Genomic DNA, 17,982 nt, shown 5'->3' on the forward strand with positions numbered 1-17,982 from the left:
TCGCTGAGGTGGAAGCGCCGATGCGGCGCCGCGAGCATGCCCAGCCTCTCGACGTCGCCGGAAGTCGCTGTTGAGTGAACGGACGTGGCGACGCAGCGCGTAGGGCGGGTTAGCGCGCAGCGCGTAACCCGCCGGCTCCGGATTGCGGCTCACGATGGTGGGTTACGGCGCAAGGGCGCCTAACCCGCGCTGCGCTTGCTAACGTGACGAGTAGGGACAAGCATGATTCAATGCGTTGTATACTTCAAAGCATTTAAGAGGGCGGTTTCACCGCGATGCTCGATATGCGAGGTGCAGCTTGATCAAGCCGAAGAGGGAAATCAGCGATAGGATTTCACCGAACGCGAAAATGCTATGAAACAGGAAAGGATCTTCGGCCAGCGATACGTCGCGAGACAGTCCGATGGAATCCCATCCAACAGTCATCACGCCCTTGCTGTAATGGGCATATGGCAAGACAACGATGCCAAGGACGACGCAGAACACGAGAAACGCCCGCTTCCAATTTGACCAGGTCGCATAGTCGGCGACGAGTGCCTCAAAGCGTTCCCGCCCTTTTGCGCGGTCGTAAACAATAAGCTGTTTCCACATGCCTATCCTCCTCATGCCGAGCGCAGTGTATCCCTGCCATCTCTGGCTGAAGGCCAGGAAGATGCTCCGCAAGAACAAAAAGCACATGGACACGGTGAGAGGCGTCTGCCCGGACTGCAATTGGGAGGGCCTGCTGTTTCGCCGGTCCGATTACTCGCTTCTAATGAACGTCAAGCCGCCGGTCCGGATGATGCCAGAGGAGCGTCGGCCGCGCCAGCGCGTAACCCGCCGGCTCCGGATCGCGGCTCACGATGGTGGGTTACGGCGCAAGGGCGCCTAACCGACCCTACGCTTGCTGCCAATGATTGCGCCATCTGTGACCTAAGCAAATCCTGGCTTCGCCCAGTCCTGGCGGACAGAGGTGGTGACAGCCGGTCAATGGTGGAATGGTGGGCGCACAAGGGATCGAACCTTGGACCTCTCCCGTGTGAACCACAATCTGTAGACCCTAGCCAACCAGCCCTAGCCATAGTAAATTTGTAGAAGCGACTGTTAATTCTGGCATTTTTGTCATGTGCGGCCACTATAGACCATAGTGGTCCATAGCCCATTTTGTGTGCCCCTGTTGTGCCCTCCGCGAATTTTCCCTTGGGACACAAAGTCGAGGGAAGGTCTGAGGCCCGGTTCTTGCGGGTCCGATCATTCCCGCGCGGGCACAAAACGAAAAGGGCAGGGACCATGGGAGAGCCGATCAACTATCTGACGCTGACCGACACGGTCATCCGCGACGCGACAATGCCACCGGGCAAGGCGCAGCATTACCTCCACGACGACAAGCTGCCTGGTCTCGCGCTGCGCATGCGCGCGACCGGCGGCCGGACCTGGGTCTACCTGTTCACCAAGCCGGGAGTGAGGGGCACTCAGCGCAAGACCCTCGGGGCCTGGCCAAGGTTCAATGAGCGGGCGGCTCGTAAGGCCGCCACTATCGCCGCTGGTGAGGTGGTCACAGGGGTCGATCCGAACGACGCCAAGCGCGAAGCCAAGCGCCAGCAACTGGCCGAGATGCAGTGCACTACGCTGGTGGCCCTGATACGTGAAGACGGCCCCTATCAGACATCCCTGACCGGACGCCAATTCCTGAACTGGAAGCCAGCGATGTCCGCGCTGCGGCGCGGTCTCAAGGATCATCTGGATGTCGCCATCGGCGAATTGACGCGCCGGCAAATCATGGCGGCGGTGGATAAGATCACCAAGGCCGGTAAGCGCGGTGCGGCAAGGGACTTGCGCAAGCACGCCCACACATTCCTCGAATGGTGTGTCGGCGAAGGTTACGTCGAGGACAACGTGCTTGCCGGCTATCGCGCGCCCAAGGAAACTCGTGCGCAGAGGGTCGGGCGCCGAACCAAGGGCCGCGCGCTGATGGATGAGGAGATCATCAAGGTCTGGCACGCGGCCGGCAAGCTCGGGGCTTTTGGACAATTAGTACGCATGTGCCTGCTCGGCGGTCCACGCCGCAGCGAGCCAACCATCATTGAGTGGCGAAAGCACATCATGGATGACCGCATCACCTTCGATGCGGCGTGGACCAAGATGGGCCTGCATCACGACGTGCCGCGCACTCATCTCGTTGACGAGGTTGTAGCTGGGGCTGGTTCCTCGTTACAGATCGGGATAGACCCGAAGTATCATGCACCTGCCTTCACGAGACCCCACACTACACATTGTAGCACGGATTCCGAATCGAATCTATCTAGGCCAGATCATCTCACTCAGCGGCAACTGTCGGACTGGCAGATTTCACGATATAGCGTCCTCCAACGGGAGCGATCGTGAAGGCCGGCAAACAACTAGATTTCTGCGATCCCAGCGATCGAGCTCTTCCAGCGGATAGAGAATGGCTTTGCCGATCTTGATGAAAGATGGTCCGACCCTAATCGAACGCCAGTTGCGAAGGGTTCCCTCGTTGACCTGTCCGCGGTAACGCTCAACACCTCCTCAAGGGTGAGAAACACCAGACCTGCCGGAGGTACGAAGGAGCGGCTGATGACAAGACTATGCAATGAGCTGTTGCGTGTTCCAATTTACGTGAGGCTAGGATCGATGGTCATCGAGTAAACTCCGGTAAGTGCAGAAGACGGTCTGCAATCAAACATTGACTGATTGCAGTTTTGGAGAACGCCGTAAGCGGATTGCGACCGTTCCGATACACCAGTCTGAATGTCTGCGCTTCTCCGGTCACAGAACGCGCGTCGGCACCGAGCCGAAGCAAGCTCATGCACGAAACGCGGAATAAGCCGTTCTTGAATGGTAGCTTGTGGTGGATACGGTTGAAAAAGTCGAAAATCGATCGACCTAAAACTCTTCGCGAAGACCCGGGTTCGGTCTAATCGCCCCCTGCACGCGGCTTTAGCCGATCTTCGCTGACCCGTGATCGATTTTGCGAGATGCAACATGGTCCCTCACGTCAATATGCGCAAGGCTCACCAGTGAGACTAGAAAAATCCGAACCGGGGCCGACCACGACGTTTTCAACGCTATCGGCGCGAAGCGGTCATTGAGGTGTGGATGGTAGATTTCACTGGCTCGCGCTGGCATGATCGCCGGCGCTTGGTATCAGCATTTTTAACGGGTAGCGCCCATATGGTGCGCGCCATCTTGTGCCCAGCGCCACTGCCGACACCGGACAGAGGCGGAGCGTCATCAGGGAAGACCAAAGCGGGTAACCGCATCCATTGTGGTCAAGGTTTGGGGCCAGACCGCTGGCTCCCGCTGGTTTTCATCCAGTCTTCGAGCCAAGAGGTACTGACGTTGCCGGCCCGGACATCCGGATCGTCGGCCAGCATCACGTGCAACGGAGCGGTCGTGTGGATCCCCTCGATCCGCAGATCCGCCAGCGCCCGTTTCAGCCGTTCGATGGCCTCGGCGCGATCCGCTCCCGAGACGATCAGCTTTCCGATCAGGGAATCATAAAACGGAACCACCCGGTAGCCTTCATAGAGCAAAGTGTCGAAACGAACACACTCTCCCTCAGGGGCCTGATACCCTGTCACCAGACCAGGCGACGGCATGAACATCCTTGCCGCATTTTCTGCATTGATCCGCACCTCGATGGCATGACCCGTCTGGCGGATGTCGTCCTGCGTCAGCCACAGCGTTTCGCCGCCGGCGATGCGCAATTGCGCCTGAACCAGATCGATGCCGGTGATCATTTCGGTGACCGGATGCTCGACCTGGATGCGGGTATTCATCTCGATGAAGAAGAACTCGCCGGTCAGATCGTCGTAGAGATATTCGAGCGTGCCGGCCCCCTTGTAGCCGACCCGACGGGCCAGCGCGGCTGCGGATTCGCAGAGCGCCTGCCGCGTTGCGAGCGGCAGCATCGTCGCCGGCGCCTCTTCCCAGATTTTCTGGCGCTTGCGCTGCAGCGAGCATTCGCGCTCGAACAGATGCACGACGTCAGTACCATCGCCGAGTATCTGCACTTCGATATGCCGCGCCCGGCGGATATAGCGCTCCATGTAGAGACCGTCGTCACCGAAAGCCGCCCGGGCTTCTGCCATCGCCTGCGGCACCAGTTTTTCGAGAGAAGCCTCGTCCTCGACGACTCGGATGCCGCGCCCACCGCCGCCGGCGCTAGCTTTGATCATTACCGGGTAGCCGATATCACGGGCGACACGGCGAGCATCGTCAAGATCGCCGATGCGGCCGTTGCTGCCGGGAACCACCGGGACGCCGGCTGCCATCGCCTCGTCGCGTGCCATCGCCTTGTCGCCCATCGTGCGGATCGTTTCCGCACCCGGTCCGACGAATGTCACGCCGGCCGCCTCGATCGCCTCGACGAAGAGTGGATTTTCGGAGAGAAAACCGTATCCGGGATGAACCGCATCGGCGCCGCTGTCCTTGACCGCCTTCACCACAGCGTCGATGTCGAGATAGGACTTGCCCGCCTGCGCGGCACCGATCACCACCACCTCGTCGGCCATCCGGCATGCCAGCATCTCGGTGTCGGCTTCGCTGGCTGCCTGGACCGTCCGGATGCCGAGCGCCCTGGCAGCCCGGATGATACGCACGGCGATCTCGCCGCGGTTGGCTATGAAAAGTTTGCTGATAGTCATCGGTTACTCGATCTCGGCGATCGCATCGTCAGCGTCGACGGGCGTGCCATCCTCGACGAGAAAGCGCACGAGCGTGCCGCCGGTTTCCGCCTCGACCGGAAAGAACGACTTCATCGCCTCCACCAGTCCCACCGTGTCCCCGGCCGCCACCGTATCGCCGGCTTCCTTGAAGACCGCCTCGTCGGGCGACGGACGCCGAAAGAAGACGCCGGGAAGCGGGGCGCGAAGGGTCTGTTTTGCCATGATGGTGATCCTCGATCTCTGGAAATTATACGGTGGTCAGGCTGGCGGGCACGCAGAGCGCCGTCATCCGGGCCGCCAGCGCCTGCGCTTCGTCGACGCTCACCAGCTTGAAATGAAAACGTTCGCCGGGCTTTGCCTGGCCGAGCTTCCAGAACGCTGCCGACGGCACCGTGTAGGGATTGATGAAGCCGCCCATCGATGGACCGTCGTTGACGAGGATGATCGGCGTCTGGCCGGCCAGGTTGATCGCCCCCATGGGGTAACCATGGTCGATGATGTTGGAGGGCAGCGAACCGTGTTCCCTGGGCTTGTTCGTTGCCTTTTCGGCGAATGTCCATTCCGGCCCATCGAGCCGGAAACCCGTGCGGTCGGACTTGGCCGAGAGCACCCAGGGGGATGACAGGAACCGTTCCTGGCCGGCCGCATCGATCCAGTCGTCATTGGGACCGGCACAGACCTCAATGTCCCATTCCTTATCGGAACGGATCGCCGGACGATGCTCCGGCGGCACGCTCAGGCCCGCCGTTCCGCCGCCTTCTCCGAGCGGCAGGTGCTGCCCCGGCTTGACCGAATGGCCTCCAATGCCGCCGACGCCCGCCTTGGTGAAGGTGGAGCGCGAACCGAGCTTCGCGTCATTGGCGAAGCCGCCCGAGACCGCGATATAGCCGCGGGCACCGAGGCGCGCGGCACCGAGGGCCAGCGTCTGGCCCGCCTTGACCGCGACCGATTGCCAGAAAGGCAGCGCCTCGCCGTCAAGCGTCGGGCGCATGTCCGCGCCGGTCACGGCAATGGTGCGGCTGTCCGAGAACCTCAGTGTTGGCCCGAGGAACTGGCATTCCAGACCGGCAGTTCCGGGCGCATTGCCGACCAGAAGATTGGCCATGCGGAACGACCAGCTGTCCATCGGCCCGGAGGGCGGAAAACCCTGGTTCCAGTATCCTATGCGGCCTGGATAATCCTGGATCGACGTTTCAAGCCCGGCTTTCACGACCTCGATCATGACTGCGCTCCCTGCGTTGCGCCGCCGCCAACTTTGGCGGTCCAGGTCTTATAATTTTTGACCACGAACTTCTGGTACTCGACGACGGTGTACTGGTAACGGTTCTCGTTTACCGCGGCCTCTGCCGCGTCGTGTTCCTCGCGCGTGACCGGCACGAACCTGATCCGGTCGCCGGGGCGGAACAGGCAGAGCCCGCCCTCGAAGCCGTCCCGCTTGCCGGTGGAATCCCAGATGGGTACCGGCGTTCGGCCGAAGATCTGATAGCCGCCGGGCGTGGCGACCGGATAGATCGAATTGGCGGCACCGCCAAGACCGATCGCCCCTTGTGGCGTGTGGGTTCGCGGCGGATTGTATTTCGGCGCGGTCAGCCGTGCTCTCGGATCGAGCGCCATCAGGAAGGGAAGCCCCGGCCAGAAGCCAAGTGCCGCAACCCAGTATTCCGACGAGGAATGCAGCCGTACCAGATGATCGACGTCCTGAAGGCCGTTTTCCTGTACTATCAGTTCTGGGTCCGGCACTTTCCGGGCGATTTTGGCGCAGTAATCTTCGACGCACTCCTTGGTCCAGGGATCGAGATAGAGCGCAGGCAGATAGAACAGCCGGCTCTCCAGTTCGATATCGTCCGACGATCCGAGCGAGGAAACCAAGACCGACAGTTCCCGCACGACGTCGGAGTAAGTGATCCGGGCGGGCTCGTAATGCACCAGCAGCGAGGCAAAGCAGGGCGCCGTTTCGATCACGCCGTCAATACCGGCGGAGGCCACCGCGGAGGCCAGCCCCTGCGCCATGAAGTTGAGATCGAGGTTCATCTCGTTGCCGAATTCGATCAGTATGTAGCGGTCGCCCGCGGGCAAGAATTTCGGCTGGTCGTAGATCACAATCGTCTTCCCTTCTCTGTACCGCCAGGTGTCAGTTCAGGCCTTCCGCCTTCACCCAGCCGGCCGTCTGGTCGAGCGTCTTGACGAAGCGCCGGAAGAGTTCGTCCACCTGCTCTTCGGTGATGATCATCGGCGGGCACAGCGCCAACGTATCGCCGATTGCGCGTACAATCAGGCCGTGTTCGTGACCGGCGCCAAAGGCATAGGCGCCGACCTTACCGGGCGTCCTGAACGGCCGGCGGGTGGCCTTGTCGGCGACCATCTCCACGCCGGCGATCAGGCCGGCGCCACGCACCTCGCCGATCAGCGGATGGTCCGACAACGCGGAAAGCTTTGTTTGGAGAATAGCGCCCATACGGGCGGCGTTGCCCATCAGGTCGCGCTCCTCGATGATCTTCAGGTTTTCCAGCCCCACCGCCGTGGCGACCGGATGGCCGGAGGCAGTAAAGCCGTGGCCGAATGTACCAATCTTCGCCGTGTTGTCGGCGATGGCGTCATAGACGGCTTCCGAAAACAACACGGCGGCCAGCGGCAGGTAGGATGAGGTCAGTTGCTTCGAGACGATCATGATATCCGGCTTGAAGCCGTAATGGACGGCGCCGAAGGAACTGCCGAGCCGGCCGAAACCGTTGATGACCTCGTCGGCAACCAGCAGGATGTCGTATTTGCGGCAGAGCGCCTCGATCCCTTGCCAGTAGCCCGCAGGCGGCGGCATGACCCCGCCGGCGGCCATCAGAGGTTCGCCGATGAAGGCTGCGATTGTGTCAGCGCCTTCCTCAAGGATTACCGCCTCGGCTTCGGCAACGAGCCGTGCCGTGAAGGCGGCCTCGCTCTCCCCTTCCGCGCCAAAGCGGTAGAAGTGCGGGCAGGTCAGATGCCGGACCGGTATCGCCGGAAGGTCGAAATCTCGGTGATTGTTAGGCAAGCCCGTGAGACTGCCGGAAGCGACGGTGATGCCGTGGTAACCCTTGGTGCGGGCGAGAAACTTCTTCTTCCGCGGCCGGCCCAGTGCATTGTTCATGTACCATACCATCTTCACCATCGTGTCGTTGGCCTCGGAGCCAGAGCTGGTGAAGAAGACGCGGGTGATTTGCTCGGGCGTTATTTCGACCAGCTTTTCGGAGAGCCGGATGGAGGGTTCGTGCGCCTTGTCGCTGAAGGTGTGGTAGTAGGGCAGCTTCGCCATCTGCGCTGATGCCGCCGCGACCAGGCGCGGCTCGTCAAAGCCGACGCCGACCGACCAGAGACCGGCCAGGCCCTCGATATATTCGCGCCCCGCATCGTCGTAGACATAGATGCCCTTGCCACGTTCGATGACGATAGGTCCCTTCTTCTCATGCGCCCGCGCATCGGTGTAGGGATGCAGCGTGGTGGTGATGTCTGCATGATGGAGAGAGTTTGAAAGCGTATTCATGACGATGTCCTTGCGTGTCAGGCGGCGATGGTCGGCGAAATCAGAATGTACTTCTGTTCGAGATATTCATCGATGCCGTACCGCGACCCTTCGCGACCCAGTCCGCTCTCCTTGATGCCGCCGAAGGGAGCCACTTCGTTGGAGATCAGTCCTTCATTGACGCCGACCATCCCCGTTTCGATCGCATCAGTCACCCGCCACATCCGATCGAGGTCCCGGGTGAAAATATAGGCCGCCAGACCGTAGTCGGTCGCATTGGCGAGCGTAACCGCCTCGCTTTCGCTGGAAAACCGGAAGAGTGGCGCCACGGGACCGAAGGTCTCGTCCTGCGACAGCTCCATGCGGTCGTTGGCGCCTGCGATGACGGTCGGCTGGAAGAAGGTGCCGCCCTTTTCGTGCCGCGCCCCTCCGTGAACGATGGTGCCGCCATGCGCCATCGCATCGGCAATATGCCGCTCGACCTTGACGACTGCGGCCATGTTGATCAGTGGTCCGATCGTGACGTCGTTCTCGATCCCGGAACCTACCTTCAGCTTCGACACGGCCTCGACCAGTGCCATGCTGAAAGCATCGTAGATACCATCCTGCACATAGATGCGGTTGGCGCAGACGCAGGTCTGGCCGGAATTGCGGAACTTGGAATTCATGCAGGCCTGGATGGCGGTCGGGATATCGGCGTCGTCGAAGACGATCAGCGGTGCATTGCCGCCGAGCTCCATCGAAGTCTTCTTGACCGTTTTTGCCGCCTGCTCCAGCAGCAGCTTGCCGACCCGCGTCGAGCCGGTGAAGCTCAGCTTGCGGACCGCGCGGCTGCCCGTCAGGGATTTGCCTATATTGGCGGGATCGCCGGTGACGACGTTCAGCACACCGTCCGGAATGCCGGCCCGGTGGGCAAGTTCGGCCAGCGCCAGGGCGCTGAATGGCGTAAACTCTGACGGCTTGACGATCACCGTGCAGCCGGCGGCCAGCGCCGGCGCGCATTTGCGGTTGAAAAGCGCGGAGGGAAGTTCCAAGGAATGATCGCGGCCGCGACCCCGATCGCCTGTTTCTGAACGATGATGCGGCTGCCGGCCTTCGGTGCCGGGATCGTATCGCCGTAGACCCGTTTTGCCTCCTCGGCATACCATTCGATGAAGGTGGCGCCATAAGCGATCTCGCCGCGCGCCTCGGCGATCGGCTTGCCCTGTTCAAAGGTCAGGAGTTGCGCCAGCGCTTCCTGGTTTTCCAGGACGAGGTCATGCCAGCGGCGCAGATACCGGCTCCGCTCCTTCGCAGCCAGCCCCCGCCATGCCGGCAGGGCAGCTTCGGCAGCGGCGATGGCTTTTTCCGTCTCGGCGGCGCCCATGTTCGGCACCCGGCCGACGAGGCTGCCATCGGCCGGATTGACGACGTCGATGGTACTGCCGCCGTCGGCATCGGTCCATTTGCCGTCGATGAAGCCCTTTTCGAACTTGAGGGCTGCCGCGGATGAAGGGAGGGAGAGCATGACTAGTATCCTGTTATTCTGAATAGGTAAGACAAGCGATTGCGTCAGCGCCTGGCAGCATTGGCAGCGCGGTAGCGATCGAGAACGACGGCGCCGACCAGAACGATACCGAGCACGATCATCTGATAGTTCGAGCCGATCCGCATCAGGTCCATACCGTTGGCCAGCACGGTGATGAACACGACGCCCATGAAGACGCCCGCGACCGAGCCTTCGCCGCCGCGTAGCGAGCAGCCTCCGATCACGGCCGCAGCGATCGAGTTGAGCGGAAACTCGCCGCCGAGCAGCGGTTCGCCCGAGGAAACCCGAGCCGTCAGCAGCCAGCCGGAAAAGGCGGTCATGGTGGCGCACAGCACGTAGCTGGCGATCAGATACCAATTGATGTTGACGCCAGCGACGATGGCCGAACGGATGTTGGAGCCGATCGCATAGACGTATCGGCCGAATTTCATGTGATGAACGAGCAGATAGACAAGGACGAGGGCCGGCGTCGCGATGATCGCGGACACCGGAATGCCGTGGAAGAAGCCGGAGCCGATGCCGTAGACGAAATCCCTCGGCAGGCCGCTCACTTGCTGGCCCTGCGAGATCACCAGCGTGACGCCGCGAAAAATCGAGGCGGTTGCCAGCGTCACGATGAAGGCATTGACCTTCAGGATCGCCACGCCGAAGCCGTTGACCAGCCCGGCGACAGCGCCCGTCAGAATCATTGCCAGAAACCCTGCGCCGACTGACATCCACGCGGCATCCGGAAAGGCGAGCGCCACGGCGACCATGACCTTTGCCGCGATGACGGAGGTCAGCGCCACCACGGCGCCCACCGACAGGTCGAAGCCGCCAGCCAGCAGCACCAGCATCTGGCCGAAGGCGATGAGCATCAGGAAAACGCCCTGTTGCACCATGTTGAGCGTATTGGCGGAACTGAGAAAACGCGGATTACCCAGTTGGAATACGACGATGCAGATCAGGAGAATGATCGGCAGGGCGCCGAAGCGCAGCACTTTCGCGGCGATGTTGGTGGTGGCCGAGGGTATGGTGCCGGCGCTGGAGCGAAGTTCGGTCATTGCAGGGGTCCTTTCGGCTTCTCACCAAAAGCATAGGCGACGACGACATCCTCGGTGATGTTCTTGCGGCCAAGGTCTGCCACGCAGCCCCCTCATGCATCACGTAGGCGCGATGCGAGAGATGCACCAACTCCTGGAGATCGGAGCTGACGAGAAGAATGGCCGCGCCGTCGCGGCATAGCTGTTGAAGTTGATGGTAGAAATCGAGCCGCGCACCGACGTCGATGCCGGCGGTCGGTTCGTCGAAAATGTAGATCTTGCGGGAACGACTGAGTGCCCGGCCGAGAACGACCTTCTGCTGGTTGCCGCCCGATAGTTCCTGCACCTTCTTCTGCGGTTCGGCCGGTTGTACCTTGAGACGCGCAAGAAGATCGCTCACCAGCGCCGACAGTACGCCGGTCTGCACGAAGCCGCAGCGCGTCGAACCCGGCGCTCCGAGAACTTCCAGAACGACGTTATCGGCGATCGACCGGTTGAGCGCCAGGGCTTCGCCACGCCGGTCCTGCGGCAGATAGATGAGGCCGCGATTGAGCATGCTCTTCGGCGTCGGGGCCGTGACAGACTGGCCTTCGACCAGGATCTCGCCGCCGTCGATAGGCATCAGCCCGAAGACGACGCGGGCAAGTTCGGCCTTGCCGCAGCCGACGAGACCGCCGAGCCCGACGATCTCGCCGAAGCGCACGGTGATCGAGGCGTCCTTGAGCTTGCCGCCGGACGACAGCCCTCTGACCTCCAGCGCCATGCCCGCCGGCGCATGCGCGATGTCCGGATAGAAGCTCGACATTTCGCGGCCGACCATCTCGGCGATCATCTGATCGTTCGTGACGTCGGCCAGACGATGGAATCCCGTCTGCCGGCCGTCGCGCAGGATGGTGACGACATCGCCGAGCCGGCGGATCTCCTCCATGCGATGGCTGATATAGAGAATGGCCCAGCCGTCCTGCTTTAGGGCGGCAATGGCCGAAAACAGATGTTCGGATTCGTCGTGGCTAAGCGTTGCCGTTGGCTCGTCGAGGATGAGCGCGCCGGGCTTGCCGCCAAGTGCCCGCAGGATTTCCAGTAATTGCTGTTCGGCCCGCGTCAACGTATCCACGCGCACATCGGGGTCCAACTGGACGCCGAGTGTGCGCATGGCATCCAGCACGTCGTTGCGCATCGCGGATTTGTCGAGAAACCCGCTTCGGGTCCGCTCGCGTCCGAGCGCATAGTTTTCGGCAACCGTCAGCGTCGGGGCCAAAGCGAAGTCCTGCAACACGGCATTGATACCGGCCTCGCGTGCTTCGAGCGGCGTTAGCGTCGCGCAGGGCTTTCCCCGCACCATCCGTTCACCGGCATCCATCATGTTGCTGCCGGTCAGAAGGCTGACAAGCGTCGATTTGCCGGCGCCGTTTTCGCCCAACAACATATGCACCTCGCCGCATCGGAGCGTCAGGCTGACGTCCTTCAACGCGGCATAGCTGCCATAGAACTTGGATGCACCGGAGAGTGAGGCGAAGGCCTCACCCTCCACGCGGTCAGGGAGCCGCTCATTTTTTCGTGGCTTTGATTGCGAACTCGACGCTGTATCCCTTCGGCGCAAACATGTCGGTCATGTTGTACGCCTTGATCGTTTCCGCAGTGACCATGGCAGGTTTCGGGCCTGCGCGCTTGGCAGCCAGCGTCTGGCCTTCGAGGAGCCGCAGGGCCATATCGACGGCCAGGCGGCCCTGAAGCGAGGTGAAGTCGGTCGGCGAGGCCTTGGTCGCGCCGGCCGCGATGTCCTCATAGACCGGCGGGATGATATCGAACGCCGCGACATTGACCTTGGCGCCGAGATTGGCGTTGCGAACCGCGACGGCCGCGGCCTGTGCCGCAACGTCGACACCGACGATCCAGGTCATGTTTTCGTAGGTCTGAAGCGCATTGTTAATGAGATCGAGCTGCACGTTGAGGCCGGTGTCACCGCGGCGCGTGACGGCCACTTCGACCTTCGACCCCTTGATCGCATCGTTGAAACCGCGCACCGCGTCGTCCGACCAGCCAGCACCCTGCGGCCCCGGGAAGAAGCCAACGACCAGAGGCCCGCCCTTCGACTGCTCGACGATGTACTTGCCGGTGGTGAAGGCGAGATCGTAGAAGCTCACCAGCGCATGGCCGGAAACGCTCGGTTCTTTGACACCATTGACGAAATCGATCACCGGAATACCCGCGTCGGTCGCCTTCTTGACCAGCGGGCCGACGCCGTCGGCACTGATGGCCCCAAGAATGATGCCGTCAAATTTCTGGGCGATGCAGTTGTCCATCTGGCTGAGCTGCGTCGAAAGATTGGTGTAGCCGCCGGCTTCATAAAGCGTCATCGCCGTACCGGTCCGGTGGATTTCGTCGGCGATGCCGTAGTTCGCCGCAACCCAGTAGCTGTCTTTCAAATGCGGGAATAGCACGCAGATGTTCCACGGCTTGGTAATCTCGTTGGCCTTAATCAGCTTCCAGTCGGCATCCGTCTTCTTGTCACCGTTGACGAGTTCGACCGGAAAACTTTCGAGCGCATCAGCCGCTCGGGCGATGCCAGCGCTCAGCATGGTGCCAGCGACAAGAGCCAGTGCGGTCGTCATCAGAAATTGTTTCGTCATGTTCCGTTCCTCTGTTGGTTCTTCAACGTCCGTGGTTTCGAGGTCTTTTGCCCCCGAGCAATGTCACCGGGACGAGTCGAGGACGCTGCGAACCGCAGCTGCCACATCGCGGGCGTTCGGTGGATCCGAATGAATGCAGACCGTGCCGAAGGAGATCGGCAGCATGGTGCCGTCTATCGCTGCGACCTGCTTGTCCAGAAGGGCGGTTTCCAGGCGCGCGGAAGCCTTTGAGAGGTCGATGGCCGAATGGCTGCGCGGAATGATCAGCCGCCCGTCCGGGCTATAGGAAAGATCGGCGAAGAACTCCCCAATAAAAGGCACGCCGACCGTGCGCGCCGCCTCTTCGTGGCAGGTCCCGCTCATGCCGAAGAGTGGCACATCGAAAACCTTGACGGCCTCGGCAATGGCAAGGGCCGTTTCCATCTCGCGAGCGGCCATGCCGTATACGATGCCATGCGGCTTGACGTGGCTGAGCGTCGTGCCGGCAGCGCGCACGAAACCCGAAAGAGCGCCGATCTGATAGACGAAGGCAGCCCGCAACTCGTCCGGCGTCAGCCGCATCTCGCGTCGGCCGAAGCCTTCCTTGTCGGGCAGCGAGGGATGCGCGCCGATAGCCTTGCCGTGCGAGACGGCCAGATCGACGGTCTTTCGCATTGTGAGAGGATCTGCGGCATGAAAGCCGCAGGCGATGTTGGCGCAGTCGATGAATGGCATGATGCCCTCATCGTCACCGAACCGCCACGGCCCGAAGCTCTCTCCCATGTCGCAGTTCAGCGTGACCATGATCGTTTTCTCGTTCAGTGTTATAACGCTCGACGGAAAGCAATCTGCAGCCCATTCTTTTTTCTGTCAACAGAAGATGTTTAGTGTTATAACACTTTATCAAGTAAGAATGGACCAAGGATGACGAATTTCGACGATCAGGTGCCATCCGGCGTTCTGCCGACCGATGCGCTGGACTTGCCACCGGTCCTGCGCGAGATGTTGCACGAGCAGATTTTTACGCTCCTGAAGCGCAATCTGATGATGGGGCGGTTTGCACCCGGTCAGAAGCTGCCGCTGAGGAGCCTTGCCGCCAGCCTGGGCACGAGCCTCATGCCCGTCCGCGATGCGTTGCAGCGGCTGGAAAGCATCGGCTGCGTGATCTCGACGGCAAACCGCACGATGATGGTTCCTTCCTTCTCGATAAAGGAACTGCAGGATATTCGCACGCTACGCATGCTTCTCGAGGGAACGGCGGCCGAACGCGCCGCCATCGAGCGGACCGATGCGGAACTGGCGGACCTGCGTAGGTATTGCACGGACATCGAAACCGCTGCCGACACCCACAATCTCGATCTCTTCCTCGAGGCGAACTACAATTTCCATATGGCGATCGCCGATATGAGTAGGATCTCCTTCGTCAGCAATTTGCTAGAACCGCTGTGGATGCGCATCGGCCCTGTCGTGCGCCAGTCCAAACCGGATCAGGCCCATATCCGCAAGGCGGTGAAGTATCACCTGAAAGCCTGTTCGGCTATCGCGGAGCGTGATCCGGTGGCCGCAGCCGCAGCCATTCGCGAGGATATCATGGAATGCAATGAGTATTGAGCTGCAAAGCATGCTTATACGGCCGTAGGCGATGCCGGATGGATTTGAGAAAGTCCTTGAATTCGACGGAGAGGCACATGCTGCCGCTCCACTGGAGGATATCTACCGACCTGCACTTCTGAGATCAGCCGCAACCGCATTTGATGAAACGATAATGAAATTGGTCTCCTTTCGCTTCGACACAACCGACAGTCGGTGAAGGAAAGTGAACTGGCAGGAGCAATGTACCGGTGTCCGTCGCGCCGGGCAAACTGCAATAGAACGTTCTGAACGCGGCAGACCTCCGCGACTGCCGAGCCATCTTCCGCCTGCTTCAAAACGAATACGATCTGCGCTTCTGAAAACTTCGATGCCTTCATGGAACTCTCCTCTCCCCGTCAGGGGATCATAAATGGAAAATTCCAGATCAAACTGGCCTAATTTGGTGGGGGCACGTCAATGCGGCCAATGTGGGCGCATGGCCGCTGTCTTGAAATCGTAGCAATCTCCCTTTACCTCTCGTTCCTTGTCGGTCCCCTGGAGACCTAATCCGTCTGGCCTTCAGGCCGTTGAGCTTAGTGCGTGTCTGAAGCTGGGATTAATGTCTGAATGGCATGAGCGGGCTTCGAACATGCGTGGCAGAACCGAGTGTGAGCCTGGCCGGGGAGCATGTGTTGATTGCCTACATCGTCTGTTCGGCGACCTCTCTGCGCTTGTGATTGCAGCATCGCTGGTTCTCGTTCCACAAGGAACGGCAAGTGCGCAGGCCCCCAAATCGTCGGGTCAGCTTCAGTTCGATATCCCTTCGCAATCGCTCGCCGCGTCGCTCAAGGTCTACAGGGCCGTCACAAATCACGATCTCTATTACGAAAGCAGCCTGATCGAGGCCCATAGATCGTCGGCTGTGGTTGGTGCATTCTTGCCGGACGTAGCGCTGAGGCGGCTTCTGAAAGGGACCGGCTTGTCTGTGGCATCCTTTGAGCCGGGGACCCTTACAATTTTGCCCGGCCGGCCCGTGGCACCGGAGCGCGATCTGCCCGCTCTCAGGAGCAAGGCGGCTGAATTTTCTTCTTACTTCACACGTATCCAGGCAAGCCTACGCGCTGCATTCTGTCGAACGCCTGAAATCCAGCTCGATCCGTCAGAACTCATCGTCCGGCTTTGGATCTCGCAGTCAGGAGCGGTCGCGCGCGCGGAGCTCCTGCAGCCGACGGGATCCGAAGAAAGAGATTTGGCCTACGCAACGGCGATGCGCAGGCTCGTGATCGACCAGGCGCCCCCTACGGCAATGCCGCAACCGGTTACGCTGATGGTCTTGCCGCGGACGTCGCGAATAGCGGCGGAATGTCCGCAATCCGACGGCAACGCCCCATGAGCGATGCAGTGCAGGCCGCGACGTTGCGTGAGGCGCTCGTCAGTCAATACGACGAGATGAAGAAAGTGCTGACGCGCCGGCTTGGTTCGGAGGATCTGGCCGGGGAAGCGTTGCAGGAAACCTACCTGCGGCTCGAGCGGCCGGCGCAGATCGGTATCATCGCTGCTCCAAAACAGTATCTTCTGGCAATCGCGACCAACATCGCCAGGATGCGCCTTCGCCGCGAACGGCGATCGACCAGCATCCTGGACCTTGACGCCACTCTCGGTATTGTCGATGAATTGCCAGGTCCGCTGCAAACGCTCGAGGCGCGCCAGCAAATCGAGGCGCTGCAACAGGCATATGACGGATTGACGCCGCGACGCCGCCAAATTGTTTTCTCTGCGCGCGTGGTCGGGATGCGACTCGCTGATATTGCTGAACAGTTGGGGGTTTCGCAACGGCTTGTTGAGAAAGAGCTGAAGGTTGCGCTGCTTCAATGTGGGGCGTGTCTGAACCGGGATGTCGTCCAGCGTTTCGGTCCCGGGGCCTCCCAAACATCTAAGGAACGAGGGACGCCGATTGCGGCGCCTGAAACGTACGATGACGAAGCGCGATGAGTTCGAGCCGATGATCCCCATAACGGCAGACGAGGACGTTGCAGCGTTCGCCGGCGTCGATCCGATTCAGCGCGAGGCCTATGAATGGATCGTCCGCTTCATGGGCGGCGACATGGCTTCGGCAGAGGTCGAGGCGATGAAGGTGTGGTACGCGCGAAGCCCCGCCCATGCTGCGGCCTATGCAAATGCGCGGCGTGTCTGGGGCGCACTCGGTCCGGTCGCAAGCACGCGAGCAGGTGGGAATGTCACCGGCGAACCGGTGGGAAGGCTTGTGCCCCCGCGTCGATGGGGCGTCGCGCATTTATCGGAGGGGCGCTGGCTGCTTCGGTGGCCTATGCCGTGGTCAAGCCGCCCATGAGTCTCTGGCCGTCCTATTCCGAGTTGACGGCGGATTACCGGACCGGCGCGGGCGAGCTTCGGCAAGTGACGCTTGCCGACAACACGTCGCTCGATCTCAATACCAAAACGAGTGTTGCGGTCCGGTCGCAAACGGCCGATACCACACTGGTGGAGCTGGTTTCCGGGGAAGCGGCGTTCTCCACCGGCGCTGCGTCGTCCAGCTTGACCGTGCTCGCCGCATCCGGGCGGATCGTCGCGACGCGCTCGAACTTCAATGTTCGGTGCGACGGCTCACAGGTCTCTATCACTTGCCTGAACGGCAACCTGACCATCGAGCGGGCCGGTATCGCCACGCGGCTCGATGCCACGCAGCAGGCCAGCTATGGAGATGAGGTCATCAGCGCCGTCACCGCAGTGGATCCTGGACAGGTAACTGCATGGCGGCATGGCGCCCTGATCTTCGACGGCATGCCGGTCGCGCAGGTCATTGCCGAGGTCAATCGCTATCGTCCGGGCCGGATCGTGCTCATGAACGAAAGTATCGGCCGCCGGCTGCTGACCGCGCAGTTGCCGACGACTGAAACCGACAAGATCATTGTCCAGATCGTGCATATTTTCGGCGCAAAAGCGCGGACTTTGCCTGGCGGCATCATTGTTCTGAGCTGACCGGCAACCGCTCGAGACGTCAGAACCCGGCCACATTAATTTTTTTCGCAAGGAATCGTTCGGTCGAAGGCGTCCTCATGCATCTTACCAGCAG

Annotated in this window: 16 protein-coding genes and 3 pseudogenes; 6 read left to right on the forward strand and 13 right to left on the reverse strand. The window is 61.0% G+C overall.

The window, feature by feature from the left end; all coding sequences use genetic code 11:
• Positions 1–267: 267 nt before the first annotated feature.
• On the reverse strand, positions 268–591 hold the full coding sequence (locus tag ONR75_RS09950) for a hypothetical protein (protein ID WP_265082436.1): 324 nt from the start codon (positions 589–591) through the stop codon (positions 268–270).
• A 678-nt stretch (positions 592–1,269) separates the two neighbouring features.
• Between ONR75_RS09950 and ONR75_RS09955 the strand changes: the two genes are divergently transcribed.
• A complete protein-coding gene (locus ONR75_RS09955) occupies positions 1,270–2,364 on the forward strand; it encodes an integrase arm-type DNA-binding domain-containing protein (protein ID WP_265082437.1) in 1,095 nt (364 codons plus the stop codon).
• Here ONR75_RS09955 and ONR75_RS09960 read toward each other — a convergent pair.
• The 11 genes and pseudogenes from ONR75_RS09960 to pxpA form a co-directional block, all read right to left on the reverse strand.
• Positions 2,329–2,546: pseudogene (locus tag ONR75_RS09960) on the reverse strand (DNA-binding protein). The gene ONR75_RS09955 and the pseudogene ONR75_RS09960 overlap by 36 nt on opposite strands.
• Positions 2,547–3,269: 723 nt before the next feature.
• Positions 3,270–4,646 (reverse strand): acetyl-CoA carboxylase biotin carboxylase subunit, encoded by a 1,377-nt coding sequence (locus ONR75_RS09965; protein ID WP_265082438.1) that lies wholly within the window; start codon positions 4,644–4,646, stop codon positions 3,270–3,272.
• 3 nt (positions 4,647–4,649) lie between these two features.
• The gene (locus ONR75_RS09970; protein WP_265082439.1) at positions 4,650–4,889 is read right to left on the reverse strand and encodes an acetyl-CoA carboxylase; all 240 of its coding nucleotides are present in this window, start codon (positions 4,887–4,889) and stop codon (positions 4,650–4,652) included.
• Positions 4,890–4,914: 25 nt separating this feature from the next.
• Positions 4,915–5,889, reverse strand: coding sequence for a biotin-dependent carboxyltransferase family protein (locus ONR75_RS09975; protein ID WP_265082440.1), 975 nt, complete (start codon positions 5,887–5,889; stop codon positions 4,915–4,917).
• Positions 5,886–6,767: a 5-oxoprolinase subunit B family protein gene (locus ONR75_RS09980; protein WP_265082441.1), complete on the reverse strand. Its 882-nt coding sequence runs from the start codon at positions 6,765–6,767 to the stop codon at positions 5,886–5,888. The genes ONR75_RS09975 and ONR75_RS09980 overlap by 4 nt, the downstream gene beginning before the upstream one ends.
• Positions 6,768–6,798: 31 nt before the next feature.
• Positions 6,799–8,181, reverse strand: a complete 1,383-nt coding sequence (locus ONR75_RS09985) for an aspartate aminotransferase family protein (protein ID WP_265082442.1) — start codon at positions 8,179–8,181, stop codon at positions 6,799–6,801.
• 17 nt (positions 8,182–8,198) lie between these two features.
• Positions 8,199–9,667 (reverse strand): annotated as a pseudogene (locus tag ONR75_RS09990) (NAD-dependent succinate-semialdehyde dehydrogenase).
• A gap of 44 nt (positions 9,668–9,711) precedes the next feature.
• Positions 9,712–10,569: an ABC transporter permease gene (locus ONR75_RS09995; RefSeq protein WP_320109745.1), complete on the reverse strand. Its 858-nt coding sequence runs from the start codon at positions 10,567–10,569 to the stop codon at positions 9,712–9,714.
• Positions 10,570–10,603: 34 nt separating this feature from the next.
• Positions 10,604–12,241, reverse strand: a complete 1,638-nt coding sequence (locus tag ONR75_RS10000; RefSeq protein WP_265082443.1) for a sugar ABC transporter ATP-binding protein — start codon at positions 12,239–12,241, stop codon at positions 10,604–10,606.
• A 16-nt stretch (positions 12,242–12,257) separates the two neighbouring features.
• Entirely contained in the window at positions 12,258–13,340 is a 1,083-nt protein-coding gene (torT, locus tag ONR75_RS10005) for a TMAO reductase system periplasmic protein TorT (protein WP_265082444.1), read from the reverse strand.
• Positions 13,341–13,403: 63 nt separating this feature from the next.
• A complete protein-coding gene (gene pxpA / locus ONR75_RS10010; protein ID WP_265082445.1) occupies positions 13,404–14,123 on the reverse strand; it encodes a 5-oxoprolinase subunit PxpA in 720 nt (239 codons plus the stop codon).
• A gap of 120 nt (positions 14,124–14,243) precedes the next feature.
• Here pxpA and ONR75_RS10015 point away from each other — a divergent pair, with 120 nt between their 5' ends.
• Positions 14,244–14,930, forward strand: a complete 687-nt coding sequence (locus ONR75_RS10015; protein WP_265082446.1) for a GntR family transcriptional regulator — start codon at positions 14,244–14,246, stop codon at positions 14,928–14,930.
• Positions 14,931–15,202: 272 nt separating this feature from the next.
• On the opposite strand, the pseudogene ONR75_RS32735 reads toward ONR75_RS10015, so the two are convergent.
• Positions 15,203–15,289 (reverse strand): annotated as a pseudogene (locus tag ONR75_RS32735) (transposase); the annotation flags it as partial.
• Between the two features lie 251 nt (positions 15,290–15,540).
• Between ONR75_RS32735 and ONR75_RS10020 the strand changes: the two are divergent.
• The 4 genes from ONR75_RS10020 to ONR75_RS10035 are packed head-to-tail and all read left to right on the forward strand — an operon-like array spanning position 15,541 to position 17,888.
• Positions 15,541–16,284 carry an STN domain-containing protein gene (locus ONR75_RS10020; RefSeq protein ID WP_265082447.1) on the forward strand — a complete coding sequence of 248 codons (744 nt, stop codon included), beginning with the start codon at positions 15,541–15,543 and terminating at the stop codon, positions 16,282–16,284.
• On the forward strand, positions 16,281–16,883 hold the full coding sequence (locus ONR75_RS10025) for an RNA polymerase sigma factor (protein ID WP_265082448.1): 603 nt from the start codon (positions 16,281–16,283) through the stop codon (positions 16,881–16,883). Before ONR75_RS10020 ends, ONR75_RS10025 begins: the two co-directional genes overlap by 4 nt.
• Positions 16,867–17,241: a DUF4880 domain-containing protein gene (locus ONR75_RS10030; RefSeq protein ID WP_265082449.1), complete on the forward strand. Its 375-nt coding sequence runs from the start codon at positions 16,867–16,869 to the stop codon at positions 17,239–17,241. Before ONR75_RS10025 ends, ONR75_RS10030 begins: the two co-directional genes overlap by 17 nt.
• The gene (locus tag ONR75_RS10035) at positions 17,211–17,888 is read left to right on the forward strand and encodes a FecR family protein (protein WP_265082450.1); all 678 of its coding nucleotides are present in this window, start codon (positions 17,211–17,213) and stop codon (positions 17,886–17,888) included. The genes ONR75_RS10030 and ONR75_RS10035 overlap by 31 nt, the downstream gene beginning before the upstream one ends.
• Positions 17,889–17,982 lie beyond the last annotated feature (94 nt).

The organism is Rhodopseudomonas sp. P2A-2r, assembly GCF_026015985.1.
Lineage (GTDB): Bacteria > Pseudomonadota > Alphaproteobacteria > Rhizobiales > Xanthobacteraceae > Tardiphaga.

Bases quoted from the DNA above. Each gene is read 5' to 3' on its own strand.
- ONR75_RS10015 (WP_265082446.1), top strand. From the start codon at position 14,244: ATGACGAATTTCGACGATCAGGTGCCATCCGGCGTTCTGCCGACCGAT.
- ONR75_RS10025 (WP_265082448.1), top strand. From the start codon at position 16,281: ATGAGCGATGCAGTGCAGGCCGCGACGTTGCGTGAGGCGCTCGTCAGT.
- ONR75_RS10030 (WP_265082449.1), top strand. From the start codon at position 16,867: ATGACGAAGCGCGATGAGTTCGAGCCGATGATCCCCATAACGGCAGAC.
- ONR75_RS10020 (WP_265082447.1), top strand. From the start codon at position 15,541: ATGCGTGGCAGAACCGAGTGTGAGCCTGGCCGGGGAGCATGTGTTGAT.
- ONR75_RS09975 (WP_265082440.1), bottom strand. From the start codon at position 5,889: ATGATCGAGGTCGTGAAAGCCGGGCTTGAAACGTCGATCCAGGATTAT.
- torT (WP_265082444.1), bottom strand. From the start codon at position 13,340: ATGACGAAACAATTTCTGATGACGACCGCACTGGCTCTTGTCGCTGGC.
- ONR75_RS09970 (WP_265082439.1), bottom strand. From the start codon at position 4,889: ATGGCAAAACAGACCCTTCGCGCCCCGCTTCCCGGCGTCTTCTTTCGG.
- ONR75_RS09985 (WP_265082442.1), bottom strand. From the start codon at position 8,181: ATGAATACGCTTTCAAACTCTCTCCATCATGCAGACATCACCACCACG.
- pxpA (WP_265082445.1), bottom strand. From the start codon at position 14,123: ATGGTCACGCTGAACTGCGACATGGGAGAGAGCTTCGGGCCGTGGCGG.
- ONR75_RS09995 (WP_320109745.1), bottom strand. From the start codon at position 10,569: ATGGTGCAACAGGGCGTTTTCCTGATGCTCATCGCCTTCGGCCAGATG.
- ONR75_RS09955 (WP_265082437.1), top strand. From the start codon at position 1,270: ATGGGAGAGCCGATCAACTATCTGACGCTGACCGACACGGTCATCCGC.
- ONR75_RS09950 (WP_265082436.1), bottom strand. From the start codon at position 591: ATGTGGAAACAGCTTATTGTTTACGACCGCGCAAAAGGGCGGGAACGC.
- ONR75_RS09965 (WP_265082438.1), bottom strand. From the start codon at position 4,646: ATGACTATCAGCAAACTTTTCATAGCCAACCGCGGCGAGATCGCCGTG.